This is a genomic window from Mycolicibacterium chitae, assembly GCF_900637205.1.
Classification (GTDB): domain Bacteria; phylum Actinomycetota; class Actinomycetes; order Mycobacteriales; family Mycobacteriaceae; genus Mycobacterium; species Mycobacterium chitae.
On the sequence record NZ_LR134355.1, the window covers coordinates 1,683,051 to 1,696,282 of the forward strand.

At 68.1% G+C, this 13,232-nt stretch carries 14 protein-coding genes; 10 read left to right on the top strand and 4 right to left on the bottom strand.

Translation table 11 applies throughout. The features are described from left to right. The first annotated feature begins 12 nt into the window (after positions 1-12). Positions 13-633: a GNAT family N-acetyltransferase gene (locus EL338_RS08100; protein ID WP_235666405.1), complete on the top strand. Its 621-nt coding sequence runs from the start codon at positions 13-15 to the stop codon at positions 631-633. Positions 634-652: 19 nt separating this feature from the next. On the opposite strand, the gene EL338_RS08105 is transcribed toward EL338_RS08100, so the two are convergent. Further along, the gene (locus tag EL338_RS08105; protein WP_126333278.1) at positions 653-1,264 is read right to left on the bottom strand and encodes a type II toxin-antitoxin system PemK/MazF family toxin; all 612 of its coding nucleotides are present in this window, start codon (positions 1,262-1,264) and stop codon (positions 653-655) included. 75 nt (positions 1,265-1,339) lie between these two features. Here EL338_RS08105 and lepA point away from each other — a divergent pair, with 75 nt between their 5' ends. Then, positions 1,340-3,220 (top strand): translation elongation factor 4, encoded by a 1,881-nt coding sequence (lepA, locus tag EL338_RS08110; protein WP_126333280.1) that lies wholly within the window; start codon positions 1,340-1,342, stop codon positions 3,218-3,220. Between the two features lie 3 nt (positions 3,221-3,223). Here the strand turns inward: lepA and epsC are convergent, their stop codons facing one another. Then, positions 3,224-3,808, bottom strand: coding sequence for a serine O-acetyltransferase EpsC (epsC, locus tag EL338_RS08115; protein WP_126333281.1), 585 nt, complete (start codon positions 3,806-3,808; stop codon positions 3,224-3,226). A 6-nt stretch (positions 3,809-3,814) separates the two neighbouring features. Further along, positions 3,815-4,750 (bottom strand): cysteine synthase A, encoded by a 936-nt coding sequence (cysK, locus tag EL338_RS08120; RefSeq protein WP_126333283.1) that lies wholly within the window; start codon positions 4,748-4,750, stop codon positions 3,815-3,817. A gap of 116 nt (positions 4,751-4,866) precedes the next feature. Between cysK and EL338_RS08125 the strand changes: the two genes are divergently transcribed. The 3 genes from EL338_RS08125 to EL338_RS08135 all read left to right on the top strand — a co-directional run bounded on the left by EL338_RS08125 (position 4,867) and on the right by EL338_RS08135 (position 7,820). Continuing rightward, positions 4,867-6,240, top strand: a complete 1,374-nt coding sequence (locus EL338_RS08125) for a sulfatase family protein (protein WP_126333285.1) — start codon at positions 4,867-4,869, stop codon at positions 6,238-6,240. Positions 6,241-6,292: 52 nt separating this feature from the next. After that, positions 6,293-7,096, top strand: coding sequence for a trehalose 2-sulfotransferase (gene stf0, locus EL338_RS08130; RefSeq protein WP_126333287.1), 804 nt, complete (start codon positions 6,293-6,295; stop codon positions 7,094-7,096). Between the two features lie 70 nt (positions 7,097-7,166). After that, positions 7,167-7,820 (top strand): biliverdin-producing heme oxygenase, encoded by a 654-nt coding sequence (locus EL338_RS08135; protein WP_126333289.1) that lies wholly within the window; start codon positions 7,167-7,169, stop codon positions 7,818-7,820. 16 nt (positions 7,821-7,836) lie between these two features. Here EL338_RS08135 and EL338_RS08140 read toward each other — a convergent pair whose 3' ends face one another. Beyond that, on the bottom strand, positions 7,837-9,819 hold the full coding sequence (locus tag EL338_RS08140; RefSeq protein WP_126333291.1) for a glycoside hydrolase family 15 protein: 1,983 nt from the start codon (positions 9,817-9,819) through the stop codon (positions 7,837-7,839). Positions 9,820-9,919: 100 nt separating this feature from the next. Here EL338_RS08140 and EL338_RS08145 point away from each other — a divergent pair, with 100 nt between their 5' ends. The 5 genes from EL338_RS08145 (at position 9,920) to cysW (ending at position 13,215) form a co-directional block, all read left to right on the top strand. Beyond that, a complete protein-coding gene (locus tag EL338_RS08145; protein WP_126333292.1) occupies positions 9,920-10,135 on the top strand; it encodes a hypothetical protein in 216 nt (71 codons plus the stop codon). A gap of 135 nt (positions 10,136-10,270) precedes the next feature. After that, complete coding sequence (locus EL338_RS26890) at positions 10,271-10,363, top strand: Ms4533A family Cys-rich leader peptide (RefSeq protein WP_353961622.1); 93 nt, start codon at positions 10,271-10,273, stop codon at positions 10,361-10,363. Between the two features lie 125 nt (positions 10,364-10,488). After that, positions 10,489-11,511, top strand: coding sequence for a sulfate ABC transporter substrate-binding protein (locus tag EL338_RS08150; protein WP_126333293.1), 1,023 nt, complete (start codon positions 10,489-10,491; stop codon positions 11,509-11,511). 31 nt (positions 11,512-11,542) lie between these two features. Continuing rightward, the gene (gene cysT, locus EL338_RS08155; RefSeq protein ID WP_126333294.1) at positions 11,543-12,400 is read left to right on the top strand and encodes a sulfate ABC transporter permease subunit CysT; all 858 of its coding nucleotides are present in this window, start codon (positions 11,543-11,545) and stop codon (positions 12,398-12,400) included. Then, positions 12,397-13,215: a sulfate ABC transporter permease subunit CysW gene (cysW, locus tag EL338_RS08160; protein ID WP_126333295.1), complete on the top strand. Its 819-nt coding sequence runs from the start codon at positions 12,397-12,399 to the stop codon at positions 13,213-13,215. The genes cysT and cysW overlap by 4 nt, the downstream gene beginning before the upstream one ends. Positions 13,216-13,232: the final 17 nt, after the last annotated feature.

Here is a 13,232-nt window from a genome sequence, read left to right on the forward strand (position 1 = left end):
CAGGCTGAACGGGTGCTTTCCCCCGACGCCGCCCCCGAAGTCGCGGCCGCCCGAAAGACCGACATCCGCGAACTGGCGCACACGCTGGGCCGCGCGTTCTTCGACGATCCGGTGATGACGTGGATGCTGCCGGAGGCCGGCCGGCGCGCCAAGGTCCTGCCCAAGATGTTCGCGACGATCACCCGGCACCAGTTCCTGGCGCACGGCGCGTGCGAGGTCGCCACCGACGGGGCGCACATCGCGGCGGCCGCGCTGTGGACACCGCCGGGTCAGTGGAAGACGTCCGGCTGGCAGGACCTGCGCATGTTGGCCTCCTTCGTCAGCGCGTTCGGTTCGCGCTTCCAGCGCGGGCAACAGATGAGCGAGCTGATGAAGAAGCATCATCCCGAGGAGCCGCACTGGTATTTGGGCGTGATCGGCAGCGACCCCACCTTCCGCGGCGGCGGCTACGGCCACGCGCTGATGAAATCGCGCCTGGACCGTGTCGATGCCGAGTTCGCCCCGGCCTATCTGGAGTCCAGCAACCCCGACAACCTGCCCTACTACCAGCGGTTCGGGTTCGAGGTGACCGGCGAGATCCCCCTGCCCGACGACGGCCCGACGATGTGGCAGATGTGGCGCGAGCCGCGCTGATCAGTCGCAGGCAACCGCGTCAGCTCCAGGAGTACTCCGCGCGCAGCCGCGTCGCGACGATATCGAACTTGGTGCGGTCCAGGATGGCGCCCTCGCGGCGGATGCCCTCCTCGGGGACGTCGAGCACCCGGTCCAGCCGCACCCAGCTCGGCCGGCCCTCACCGTCCCAGGGGCCCGCGCCGATCCCGACCCAGTGCCGGTCGTCGGCGTGGTGCTGCTGACTGGACAGCATCAGGCCGAGCAGGACCTTGCGGTCCCGGCCGACCACCAGCACCGGACGGTCCTTGCCGCGGCTCGGGTCGTCCTCGTAGACCACCCAGGTCCAGACGATCTCGCCCGGATCGGCCTGACCGTCGAGGTCGGGGGCATACGAGATCCGGCGCGCCCGGTGGGCCGTCGGCACGATGGTGTGGGTGACCGGCCGGCCCGTGGTGATGGCCGCGGGTGGGGCGACCGTGGCCCCGACCAGCGCGTCGACGCCGATCTTCAGCCCCTGCTGAAGACCCTGCTGGATACCGCGCTGCACGGCCTGCGGGTTCTGCAGATTGCGGATCAATTTCGGTGCCTCGTTGAACACCAGATGCTCGGTGACCTTCAGAACCTGCTGCAGCGGCCTCCATTGCGACGCCATAGCTGAAGCATAAGCGCTCCCGGACACGCTCGATTGTGAGCCGAGGTCGTTCGCTGGCTACTCTGGACACGTCCCATCGCGCCTGACAGGCCGACCTACCAGGAGATTTCCATCAGCAGCTTCGCCGACAAGACGTTCACTGCGCCGGCGCAGATTCGGAATTTCTGCATCATCGCCCACATCGACCACGGGAAGTCCACCCTGGCCGACCGGATGTTGCAGCTCACCGGCGTGGTCGACGACCGTTCGATGCGTGCCCAGTACCTGGACCGGATGGACATCGAGCGCGAGCGCGGGATCACCATCAAGGCACAGAACGTCCGGCTGCCGTGGCGCGTCGGCGACGAGGAGTTCGTGCTGCACCTGATCGACACGCCCGGCCACGTCGACTTCACCTACGAGGTGTCGCGCGCGCTGGAGGCCTGCGAGGGTGCGGTGCTGCTGGTCGATGCGGCCCAGGGCATCGAGGCGCAGACGCTGGCCAACTTGTACCTGGCGCTGGACCGGGACCTGACCATCATCCCGGTGCTCAACAAGATCGACCTGCCCGCCGCGGACCCGGACCGCTACGCCGGCGAGATCGCCCACATCATCGGCTGCGAACCCGACGACGTGCTGCGGGTCTCGGGCAAGACCGGGATGGGCGTGACCGAGCTGCTCGACGAGGTGGTGCGGCAGGTGCCGGCGCCGCAGGGCAACGCCGACGCTCCGGCCCGGGCGATGATCTTCGACTCGGTCTACGACATCTACCGCGGCGTGGTCACCTACGTCCGCGTGGTCGACGGCAAGATCATGCCGCGCGAGCGCATCGCGATGATGTCCACCGGGGCCACCCACGAACTGCTCGAGGTGGGCATCGTCTCGCCCGAGCCCAAGGCCAGCGACGGCCTCGGCGTCGGCGAGGTCGGCTACCTGATCACCGGCGTGAAGGACGTCCGCCAGTCCAAGGTCGGTGACACCGTCACCACCGCCCGCAAGGGCGCCGAGGAGCCGCTGACCGGCTACCGCGAACCCAAGCCGATGGTGTACTCCGGGCTGTATCCGGTGGACGGCTCGGATTACCCGAACCTGCGCGACGCGCTGGAGAAGCTGCAGCTCAACGACGCGGCGCTGACGTGGGAGCCGGAGACCTCGGTGGCGCTGGGCTTCGGTTTCCGGTGCGGTTTCCTGGGCCTGCTGCACATGGAGATCACCCGCGAGCGGCTGGAGCGCGAGTTCGACCTCGACCTGATCTCCACCTCGCCCAACGTGGTCTACCGGGTCCGCAAGGACGACGGCACCGAGATGACGGTGACGAACCCGTCGGACTGGCCCGAGGGCAAGGTGGCCGAGATCTACGAGCCGGTGGTCAAGACCACCATCATCGCGCCCAGCGAGTTCATCGGCTCCATCATGGAGCTGTGCCAGTCGCGGCGCGGCGAACTCGGCGGCATGGACTACCTGTCGCCCGAGCGCGTCGAACTGCGCTACACGATGCCGCTGGGGGAGATCATCTTCGATTTCTTCGACGCGTTGAAGTCGCGCACCCGCGGGTACGCCAGCCTGGACTACGAGGAGGCCGGCGAGCAGCAGTCGCAGCTGGTCAAGGTCGACATCCTGTTGCAGGGTGAGGCCGTCGACGCGTTCAGCGCGATCGTGCACAAGGACTCGGCGTTTGCCTATGGCAACAAGATGACCACCAAGCTCAAGGAGCTCATCCCGCGGCAGCAGTTCGAGGTGCCGGTGCAGGCCGCGGTCGGCTCGAAGATCATTGCCCGCGAGAACATCCGGGCCATCCGCAAGGACGTGCTGTCCAAGTGCTACGGCGGCGACATCAGCCGTAAGCGCAAGCTGCTCGAGAAGCAGAAGGAGGGCAAGAAGCGGATGAAGACCATCGGTCGGGTCGAGGTCCCGCAGGAGGCCTTCGTGGCCGCGCTGTCCACCGATTCCGCGGGCGACAAGACCACCAAGAAGTAGCCCTCAGATGTACATCGCGGGGTCGATGTAGCTGGTCGGGTCGACGGCCTGCTCGCGTTCCTTGGCCGAGCGCTGCCGCACCACCGCCGGGATGCCGGTCGCGATCGACTCGGCCGGCACGTCCCGGGTGACGACGGCGTTGGCGCCGACGGCGCTGTCGTCGCCGATGGTCAACGGTCCCAACACCTTCGCGCCGGCGCCGATGGTGACCCGGTTGCCGATGGTGGGATGCCGCTTGACCTGTTGCAGCGTGCGGCCACCGAGGGTCACCCCGTGATAGAGCATCACGTCGTCACCGATCTCGGCGGTCTCGCCGATCACCACGCCCATGCCGTGGTCGATGAAGAAGCGTCGGCCGATGGTGGCGCCGGGATGGATCTCGATCCCGGTGAACGCGCGGACGGCCTGCATGAGGATCCGCGCCGGGCCGCGCAGCGCCGGTCGCGCCCACATCCGATGCGCCAGCCGGTGCGCCCAGATGGCGTGCAGCCCGGAGTACACCAGCGCGTTCTCCACGTCCCCGCGCGCGGCCGGGTCGTGTGCTCGGGCGTTGCGCAGGTCCTCACGCAGCGTGGCCAACAGCGCCATAGGTCCTCAGTCCCGGATGTGTTCGAACAGCGGAGTCGACACGTAGCGCTCGCCGAAGTCGGGGATGATGACCACGATCTGCTTGCCCGCGTTCTCCGGGCGTTTGGCCAATTCGAGTGCGGCCCAGACGTTTGCGCCCGCCGAGATCCCGCCCAGGATGCCCTCGTCGGTGCCCAGTGCGCGGGCGATCCGGATCGAGTCCTCGAAGGTGGCGTCGATGATCTCGTCGTAGACACCGCGGTCGAGCACCTCGGGGATGAAGTTGGCGCCGATGCCCTGGATCTTGTGCGGACCGGGGTCGCCACCGTTGAGGATGGGGGAGTCCAGCGGTTCCACGCCGACGATCTTGACCTCGGGCTTGCGCGCCTTGAGGTAGCGGCCCGCACCGGTCAGGGTGCCGCCGGTGCCGATGCCCGCGACGAAGATGTCGACGGCGCCGTCGGTGTCGGTCCAGACCTCCGCACCGGTGGTGCGCTCGTGGATCTCCGGGTTGGCGGGGTTGGCGAATTGGTCTGCGGCCACCGCGTTCTCGGTCTCGGAGATGATCTGCTTGGCGCGCGCCACGGCGCCGGCCATCCCCTCCGATCCCGGGGTCAGGACGATCTCGGCGCCGAAGGCGCGCAGCATCACGCGACGCTCGGTGGACATGGTGTCGGGCATGGTCAGGATGACCCGGTAACCGCGGGCGGCACCGACCATGGCCAGCGCGATCCCGGTGTTGCCGCTGGTGGCCTCGACGATGGTGCCGCCTGGACGCAGCGCGCCCGCGGCCTCGGCCGCGTCGATGATGGCGACACCGATGCGGTCCTTGACACTATTGGCCGGGTTGTAGAACTCGAGCTTGGCCAGCACCTGCGCACCGAGGCCTTCGGTGAGGCGGTTGAGTCGGACGAGCGGCGTGCGCCCGACCAATTCGCTGACGTCGTTGTAGATAGTGCCCATGACCGCCCTTCTGATGCAGCTCAGATTCGTCAGATCGAGACTAGCGGGTGCCGGTGAACCTGTCGGCAACGCAGCCCACCAGCGCGCATCCCGAGGCCATCAGGCAAGGTGGGATTGTGACCGCCAACGAGAACGTTCTCCTCGTACATTGGCACGATCTGGGCCGCTACCTGGGTGTTTACGGAAACCCCGGCGTGCACAGTCCCTGTCTGGACGCGCTGGCCGGCGAAGGCGTGCTGTTCACCCGGGCTCATGCCACCGCACCGTTGTGCTCGCCGTCGCGGGGATCGTTGTTCACCGGCCGCCATCCGCACAGCAACGGCCTGGTCGGGTTGGCCCACCACGGTTGGGAGTACCGGTCCGGGGTCCGGACGCTGCCCGCGCTGCTTTCCGAATCCGGCTGGCACACCGCTCTTTTCGGTATGCAGCACGAGTCGAGCTTCCCGTCGAGGCTGGGCTTCGACGAGTTCGACGTGTCCAATTCGTACTGCGAATACGTCGTCGAACGCGCCGTCGAGTGGCTGCGCCGCCCCCCAGCGCAACCCTTCCTGTTGACGGCGGGATTCTTCGAGACCCACCGGCCCTATCCTCACGACCGCTACGAACCGGCCGATCCGTCGGCGGTACGGGTCCCGGACTATCTGCCCGATACCCCGGAGGTGCGTCAGGATCTCGCTGATTTTTACGGGTCGATCACCGTGGCCGACGCGGCGGTCGGGCAACTGCTCGACACGCTGGCCGACACCGGACTCGACGAGAACACCTGGGTGGTCTTCGTCACCGATCACGGCCCGGCCCTGCCGCGGGCGAAGTCCACGCTCTACGACGCGGGCACGGGGATCGCGCTGATCGTCCGCCCGCCGCGGGCCCGGAAGGTGGCGCCGCGGGTCTGTGACGAACTCTTCAGCGGGGTGGATCTGTTGCCCACGCTGCTCGATGTCCTCGGCGTCGAGGTGCCCGCGGAGGTGGAGGGAATTTCCCAAGCCGCAAATTTGCTGGAGAATGCCGAAGAAATGCGCTCGGCGGTGTATACGAGCAAGACTTACCACGATTCATTCGACCCCATTCGGGCCATTCGCACCAAGGATTACAGCTACATCGAGAATTACGCGGACCGGCCGGTCCTGGACTTGCCGTGGGACATCGAGGACAGTGCCCCGGGTCGGGCGTTGGCCGGTCAGATCGACGGCCCCCGGCCCCGCCGCGAACTCTACGATTTGCGCGCCGACCCGCGTGAACTGAACAACTTGCTGACCAGTGCGGACAGCCAGAAAATGGAATCGGTCGCGCAGGAATTCGCGCTGCGCCTCAACGAGTGGCGCGAAGAGACCAACGACGTCATTCCGTCGGAGTTCGCCGGCACCCGGATATCGGACCGCTATACCCGCACTTATGCGCACATCAAGGGCATTCCCTATCCGAGTCGGTCGGCCGCGTCCTCGGAAAGAGGCATGAAACCGCAGGCCGAACAAGAGTTACCTTCGGACTGAACAAAATCACGGAGGTGCGCGGCCCGATTGAATTGCTACTAGGCTCTCGCGAATGTCCGAGACACCGACGGCGTACCTCGTTCTGGCCTCCCAGCGCAGCGGCAGCACGCTGCTGGTGGAATCGCTGCGGGCCACCGGGGTGGCCGGCGAACCGCAGGAGTTCTTCCAGTACCTGCCGCACACCAGCATGTCCCCGCAGCCGCGCGAGTGGTTCGCCGATATCGAGGACCCCACGATCCTGACGCTGCTGGACCCGCTCGTCGAGGGGACGCCGGATCTGGCGCCGGCCGAGATCTGGCGCGACTACATCCGCACGGTCGGCCGCACCCCCAACGGGACCTGGGGCGGCAAGCTGATGTGGAACCAGGTCCCGCTGCTGTTGCAGCGCGCCAAGAACCTGCCGGACCGCTCCGGGGAGGGCCTGCTGGCTGCCATCCGCGACGTCGTCGGCTCCGACCCCGTGCTGGTCCACGTCTACCGGCCCGACGTGGTGTCCCAGGCCGTCTCGTTCTGGCGGGCGGTGCAGACCCGGGTCTGGCGTGGGCGGCCCGACCCGGTCCGCGACGCGCGCGCCGAGTACCACGCCGGGGCCATCGCGCACGTGGTGACGATGCTGCGCGCCCAGGATGACGGTTGGCGCAACTGGTTCGTCGAGGAGGACGTGCATCCCATCGAGGTGCCGTATCCGGTGCTGTGGCGCAACCTGACCCAGACCGTCGGCACCGTGCTCGAGGCGCTCGGCGAGGATCCCGGGCTGGCGCCGCCCCCCGTGCTGGAACGCCAGGCCGACCAGCGCTCCGACGAGTGGGTGGAGCGCTACCGCGCCGACGCCGAGCGCGACGGCCTGCCGCTGTAAGAGCGGGCGACGAACCGGCCGGCGCCACCTAGGGTGGTCCGCAGGCGTCCAACCGCACAAGGGAGTGTCGATGACGAGCACCGCACTGGCCGAACAGCAGCTGTCCACCGCGATGCGGGAGGGTTCGGAGGCCGAGCACGATGCCGCGGAGAACTCGGATTTCACCGTGGAACTGCTGGCCGGCCGGATCAACGCGGCGGGTTACACCGCCTACCTGCAGCGGCTGCACACGGTCTACGTGGCCCTCGAGGACGCGATCTCAGCGCGGCGCAGCGACCCCGCGGTGGCCGCCGTCTACGACCCGGCGGTGGAGCGCCGCGCCGCGCTGGAAGCCGACCTCGACCACTGGGCGCCCGGCGCGCCGTACGACACCGACAGCCCCGCGGCCACCGAGTACGCCGAGCGGTTGCGCAGCCGCGACTGGGGCGGCGACCTGCTGGCCCACCACTACACCCGCTACCTGGGCGATCTGTCCGGCGGGCAGGCGATCGGCCGGATCCTGGAGCGCAGCTTCGACCTCGACGGTGCCGGTACGGCGTTCTACGCGTTCCCCGACATCGCCAAGCCCAAGCCGTACAAGGACGCCTACCGCACCCGCCTCGACGAGCTCGACCTCAGCCCCGCCGACAAGGCGCGCGTAGTCGACGAGGTGAAGGTGGCGTTCAACCTGAACCAGGCGCTGTTCGACGAACTCGGCGAGAACCTGGCCGCCTACGTGCGCTGAGCTGGATCAACCGGCGCTAGATCGGCGCGTTGGCGGGCACGAACACCCCGGAGCTGTCGGCCTCCTCCTCGGCGCGGATCACGTGCACGACGGCGTTGATCAACGCCAGGTGGGTGAACGCCTGCGGGAAGTTGCCCAGGTGCCGCCCGGTGCGGGGTTCGATCTCCTCGGCGTAGAGGTGCAGCGGGCTGGCGAACGAGAGCAGCCGCTCGCACAGATGCCGGGCGCGGTGGATCTCGCCGATCTCGACCAGGGCCGACACCAGCCAGAACGAACAGATGGTGAAGGTGCCCTCCTCGCCCGTCAGCCCGTCGTCGGTCTCCTCGACGCGGTACCGCAGCACCAGCCCGTCGTGGGTCAACTCCTCGGCGATGGCCAGCACGGTGGCGCGGATTCGGGGGTCGTCCGGCGGCAGGAACCGGGTCAGCACCGCCAGCAGCAGCGAGGCGTCCAGCGCCGGATCGCCGTAGCGCTGGGTGAGCACGCCGCGCTCGTCGACCCCGTGGCGCAGCACGTCGTCCTTGATCTCCTCGGCGATGGCGCGCCACTGCTGGGCGTAGCTCTTCTCGCCCTGGAGTTCGGCGAGCTTGGAGCCGCGGTCCAGCGCCACCCAGCACATGATCTTGCTGGAGGTGAAGTGCTGCGGTTCGCCGCGCACCTCCCAGATCCCGCGGTCCGGTTCGCGCCAGTGCTTGATGGCCTCCTCGACCTGCTTCTTGAGCACCGGCCACAGCGTCTCGGGAATCTGCTCGCGGGACTTGGTGTGCAGGTACACCGAGTCGAGCATGGTGCCCCAGATGTCGTGCTGCATCTGGTTGTAGGCGCCGTTGCCGATCCGCACCGGCCGTGCGTTGTCGTAGCCGGACAGGTGGTGCAGTTCGTCCTCGACCAGGCTGCGCTCCCCGCCGACGCCGTACATCACCTGCAGCGGATGCCGTTCGCCGTTGTTGGCGCCGGAGACGTCGGCGATGAACGAGAAGAAGTCGTCGGCCTCGCGGTCCAGGCCCAGGGTGTAGAGCCCCCACAGCGCGAACGTCGAGTCCCGCACCCACGCGTAGCGGTAGTCCCAATTGCGTTCGCCCTGCGGCGTTTCCGGCAGCGACGTGGTGCTCGCCGCCAGCAGCGCGCCGGTCGGGGAGTAGGTCAGCCCCTTCAGCGTCAGGGCGCTGCGCTGCAGATAGGACCGCCACGGATGGTCGGGGAAGTCGCCGATGTTGATCCACTGCCGCCAGGCCTCGCTGGTCTTCCACATCTTCTCGGCGGCTTCTTCGTAGGTCTGCGGCGCCGGATGCTTGGACCAACTCAGCGCGACGAACACGTTGTCGCCCTCGGTCAGCCGGGTGCGCGCCCGGGCCTGATGGCCTTCGAGGCCCAGCCGCAGGTTGGTGGTCAGCCGCAGCGTCGGATGCGCATCGGCGTCCCGGCTGGCCCGGGCGATGGCCTCGCCGTAGGCGGCCGCGGAGTACTCCCAGGTGGCGGGGATGCGGTGGTAATCGAACGAGGGCTCGCAGTTCATCACCAACTCGACCGTGCCGGACACGCAGCGCACGGTGCGCAGCAGGATGTGTTCGGCATCCCAGTCCATCGGGGTGCGGCGATGCGTGCGCGACCGCGACTCGATGTCGTGCCACGGGCCCATCACCAGGGCCTCGCGCACGATCAGCCAGCCGGTGTGGGTTTGCCAGGTGGTCTCGAGGATAAGGCTGCCGGGCAGGTAGCGCCGCGCCGAGGGCACCGATACCCCGTAGGGGCCGAGCCGGAAATGGCCGGCGCCGCGGTCCAGGATGGCGCCGAAGACGCTGGGCGAGTCCGGCCGCGGCACGCACAGCCATTCCACCGAGCCGGCCGAGCTGATCAGGCAGGTGTTCTCGCAGTCCGACAGAAACCCGTAGTCGGCGATCGGCGGGAACGCGTTGCGCAGCGGACCCGACGGCACGTAGGGCACGGGCGCGGTGGCAGTGAAAGGGGGGCTCTGGTTGGTCCCGGTGTCAATTGCCATTGGCACATCATCGGCTCTCGACGCTGCCGGCGTCCACTTTCGCCGGTCTTGCACCCGGGCTGGGCGGGCGTGGCCGGCCGGTGCTCGTAGGGTGGTGGCGATGGACGGGTTTCTGAGTTGGTGGGACGGCGTCGAGCTGTGGCTGTCCGGCCTGGACTTCGTGCTGCAGACGCTGGTGGTGATGCCCGTCGTGCTCGCCTTGGCCTACGGCATCGCCTTGCTGCTCGACGCCGCGCTGGGGAACACCATCCGGGTGAGCAACCGCCTCACCGCCGCCGTTCGGGGCGGTCGACAAGCCGACGGGGACGGGAAGTGAAATCCATGCCGCGATCACGGGTGACCTTGGCGTTGGTGCTGCTGGTGGTGTTCGTCGTCGTGATGTGGCTGCTGACGCGCTGATCAGTCGGTCCCGCGCCGGGCGAACCGGGGCGTTTCTGTTACGCTTCCCGCCATGCGCACAGCGACCGGCAACAAGGGCGGCCATGTCTTGGCCCTCATTGCCGTGGGTTTTTCTGCTGTCGCCGATGTCTGCTGTTGTCGCTGATCACCAGCCCGTCTGCGGTCTGGCGTCGGTGCGAGCTGCGTCGTAGCCTCGAGTACTGAGCCATCGTCTTTCCGTTTGGGCGGGATTCTTTTTCCCTAAAGTCCGTTATGAGGAAAGGCCGTTTTATGCGCAATGTCATCACGTCGTCCAAGCGCCTCGGTGCGCTGGCCGCGTTGGCCCTGACGACCACCCTGGTCGCGGCCTGCGGCGGCGGTGCCAGCGATGTCGCCGGCGAGGGCGCGGCTCCCGACGCCGACACCACGCTCACGCTCGTGGCCTACGCGGTCCCGGAGCCGGGCTGGTCGAAGGTGGGCCCGGCGTTCGCGGCCACCCCCGAGGGCGAGGGAGTCGGGGTGACGGCGTCCTACGGCGCCTCTGGGGATCAGTCCCGCGGCGTGGAGTCCGGCAAGCCGGCCGACCTCGTCAACTTCTCCGTCGAGCCCGACATCACCCGGTTGGTCAAGGCCGGCCTGGTCGACGAGGACTGGAACAGCAGCGCTCACAAGGGGGTGCCGTTCGGTTCGCTGGTGACCTTTGCGGTGCGCGAGGGCAACCCGAAGAACATCCAGACCTGGGACGACCTGCTGCGCGACGACATCGAGGTGATCACCCCCAGCCCGCTGAGTTCCGGGTCCGCCAAGTGGAATCTGCTGGCTCCGTACGCGGCGAAGAGCAACGGCGGCGAGGACCATGAGGCCGGCATCGCTTTCGTCGAAGAACTGGTCAAGGAGCACGTGAAGCTGCGCCCGGGGTCGGGTCGCGAGGCCACCGACGTGTTCCGGCAGGGCACCGGCGATGTGCTGTTGGCTTACGAGAACGAGGCGCTGAACTTCGATCTGGAGTACGTCAACCCGGCGCAGACCTTCAAGATCGAGAACCCGGTCGCCGTGGTCAACACCAGCAAGCACGTCGAGAAGGCCCGGCAGTTCGTGAACTTCCAGTTCACCCCCGAGGCGCAGCGGGTGTGGGCCGAAGCCGGTTTCCGTCCCGTCGACCCGGCGGTGGCCGAGGAGTTCGCCGAGAAGTTCCCGGCCCCCGAGAAGCTGTGGACCATCGACGATCTCGGCGGCTGGGGCGAGGTGGACGCCAAGCTGTTCGACAAGGACCACGGCACCATCACCCAGATCTACAAGCAGGCCACGGGATGACCGGGCAGCGAGTAGCGCTAGCGGATCGCGGATGAGTACTCTCGTCGACCCCGAACCGGCCGCCGCGGCGGCCGGGCGGGGGCTTCGGTTGCCGGGGCGCCGCGATCGCGGATCGCTGCAGATCGGCGTCGCGGTGCTGTGGCTGTCGCTGATCGTCCTGCTGCCGCTGGCCGCGATCTTGTGGACGTCGGCCCAGGGCGGCTGGGACGCGTTCTGGTCGGCGGTCACCACCCCGTCGGCGCTGGCGTCGTTCCGGGTCACCCTGACGATCTCGGTGATCGTGACGGTGGTCAACGCGGTCTTCGGCTTGCTGATCGCCTGGGTGCTGGTGCGCGACGACTTCCCGCTCAAACGCGCCGTCGACGCGATCATCGACCTGCCGTTCGCGTTGCCGACGATCGTGGCCAGCCTGGTGCTGCTGTCGCTCTACGGTCCCGGCAGCCCCGCGGGCATCCACATCCAGCACACCGCCTGGGGTGTCGGCCTGGCCCTGGCCTTCGTCACGTTGCCGTTCGTGGTGCGCGCGGTGCAACCGGTGTTGCTGGAACTGGACCGCGAGGTCGAGGATGCCGCGGCCTCGCTGGGCGCGAACAACCTGACGATCTTCGTCCGGGTGATCCTGCCCGCGCTGGCGCCGGCGCTGCTTTCCGGTGCGGGCCTGGCGTTCTCGCGGGCCATCGGCGAGTTCGGGTCGATCGTGCTGATCGGCGGGGCCATCCCGGGCAAGACCGAGGTCTCCTCCCAGTGGATCCGCACGCTGATCGAGAACGACGACCCGGTGGGTGCGGCGGCCATCTCGATCGTGCTGCTGGTGATCTCGTTCGCGGTGCTGTTCGTGCTGCGCTACCTCGGGGCGCGGGCCGCGCGGCGGGAGGCGACGGTCGGATGACGCTGTCCAAGCCCGCTCAGTTGGCGCTGCGCCTGGTCGCCTCGGTGTACATCTTTGCGCTGCTGGTGGTTCCGCTGGGAGCCATCCTGTGGCGCGCCTTCGCGCCCGGGATCGGCGAATTCTGGGCTTCGATCACCACCCCGGCCGCGCAGTCGGCGCTGCAGCTGTCGCTGCTGGTGGTGGCGATCGTGGTGCCGCTGAACGTCATCTTCGGTGTACCGACGGCAATTGTGCTGGCCCGCAAGCGCTTCCGTGGCAAGAGTGCGCTGCAGGCGATCATCGACCTGCCGTTCGCGGTGTCGCCGGTGGTGGTCGGTGTCGCGCTGATCGTGCTGTGGGGCAGTGCCGGCCTGTTCGGGTTCGTGGAGAACAGTCTGGGGCTGAAGATCATCTTCGGGTTCCCCGGCATCGTGCTGGCCAGCCTGTTCGTCACCATCCCGTTCGTCATCCGCGAGGTGGAACCGGTGCTGCACGAGGTGGGCACCGATCAGGAAGAGGCCGCGGCCATGCTGGGCGCCGGCTGGTGGCAGACCTTCTGGCGGATCACCCTGCCCTCGATCCGCTGGGGCCTGACCTACGGCGTGGTCCTCACGGTGGCCCGCACCCTCGGAGAGTTCGGCGCCGTGCTGATGGTGTCGTCGAACCTGCCCGGCCAATCGCAGACCCTAACGCTGCTGGTGCACGACCGCTACGTCCTGGGGAACCCCTACGGCGCCTACACCATTTCGATCGTGTTGATGGCGGTGGCGTTGATCGTGCTCGTCGCGCAGATCCTGTTCGACTCGCAGCGCTCCCGAGTCCAGACCGAAGATTGAGCAAGGAGACCCATCCG

Coding starts and splice junctions, on each gene's coding strand:
- EL338_RS26890 (WP_353961622.1), top strand. CDS start 10,271: ATGCGCACAGCGACCGGCAACAAGGGCGGCCATGTCTTGGCCCTCATT.
- EL338_RS08135 (WP_126333289.1), top strand. CDS start 7,167: ATGACGAGCACCGCACTGGCCGAACAGCAGCTGTCCACCGCGATGCGG.
- EL338_RS08140 (WP_126333291.1), bottom strand. CDS start 9,819: ATGGCAATTGACACCGGGACCAACCAGAGCCCCCCTTTCACTGCCACC.
- cysT (WP_126333294.1), top strand. CDS start 11,543: ATGAGTACTCTCGTCGACCCCGAACCGGCCGCCGCGGCGGCCGGGCGG.
- cysK (WP_126333283.1), bottom strand. CDS start 4,750: ATGGGCACTATCTACAACGACGTCAGCGAATTGGTCGGGCGCACGCCG.
- EL338_RS08150 (WP_126333293.1), top strand. CDS start 10,489: ATGCGCAATGTCATCACGTCGTCCAAGCGCCTCGGTGCGCTGGCCGCG.
- stf0 (WP_126333287.1), top strand. CDS start 6,293: ATGTCCGAGACACCGACGGCGTACCTCGTTCTGGCCTCCCAGCGCAGC.
- EL338_RS08105 (WP_126333278.1), bottom strand. CDS start 1,264: ATGGCGTCGCAATGGAGGCCGCTGCAGCAGGTTCTGAAGGTCACCGAG.
- epsC (WP_126333281.1), bottom strand. CDS start 3,808: ATGGCGCTGTTGGCCACGCTGCGTGAGGACCTGCGCAACGCCCGAGCA.
- EL338_RS08145 (WP_126333292.1), top strand. CDS start 9,920: ATGGACGGGTTTCTGAGTTGGTGGGACGGCGTCGAGCTGTGGCTGTCC.
- cysW (WP_126333295.1), top strand. CDS start 12,397: ATGACGCTGTCCAAGCCCGCTCAGTTGGCGCTGCGCCTGGTCGCCTCG.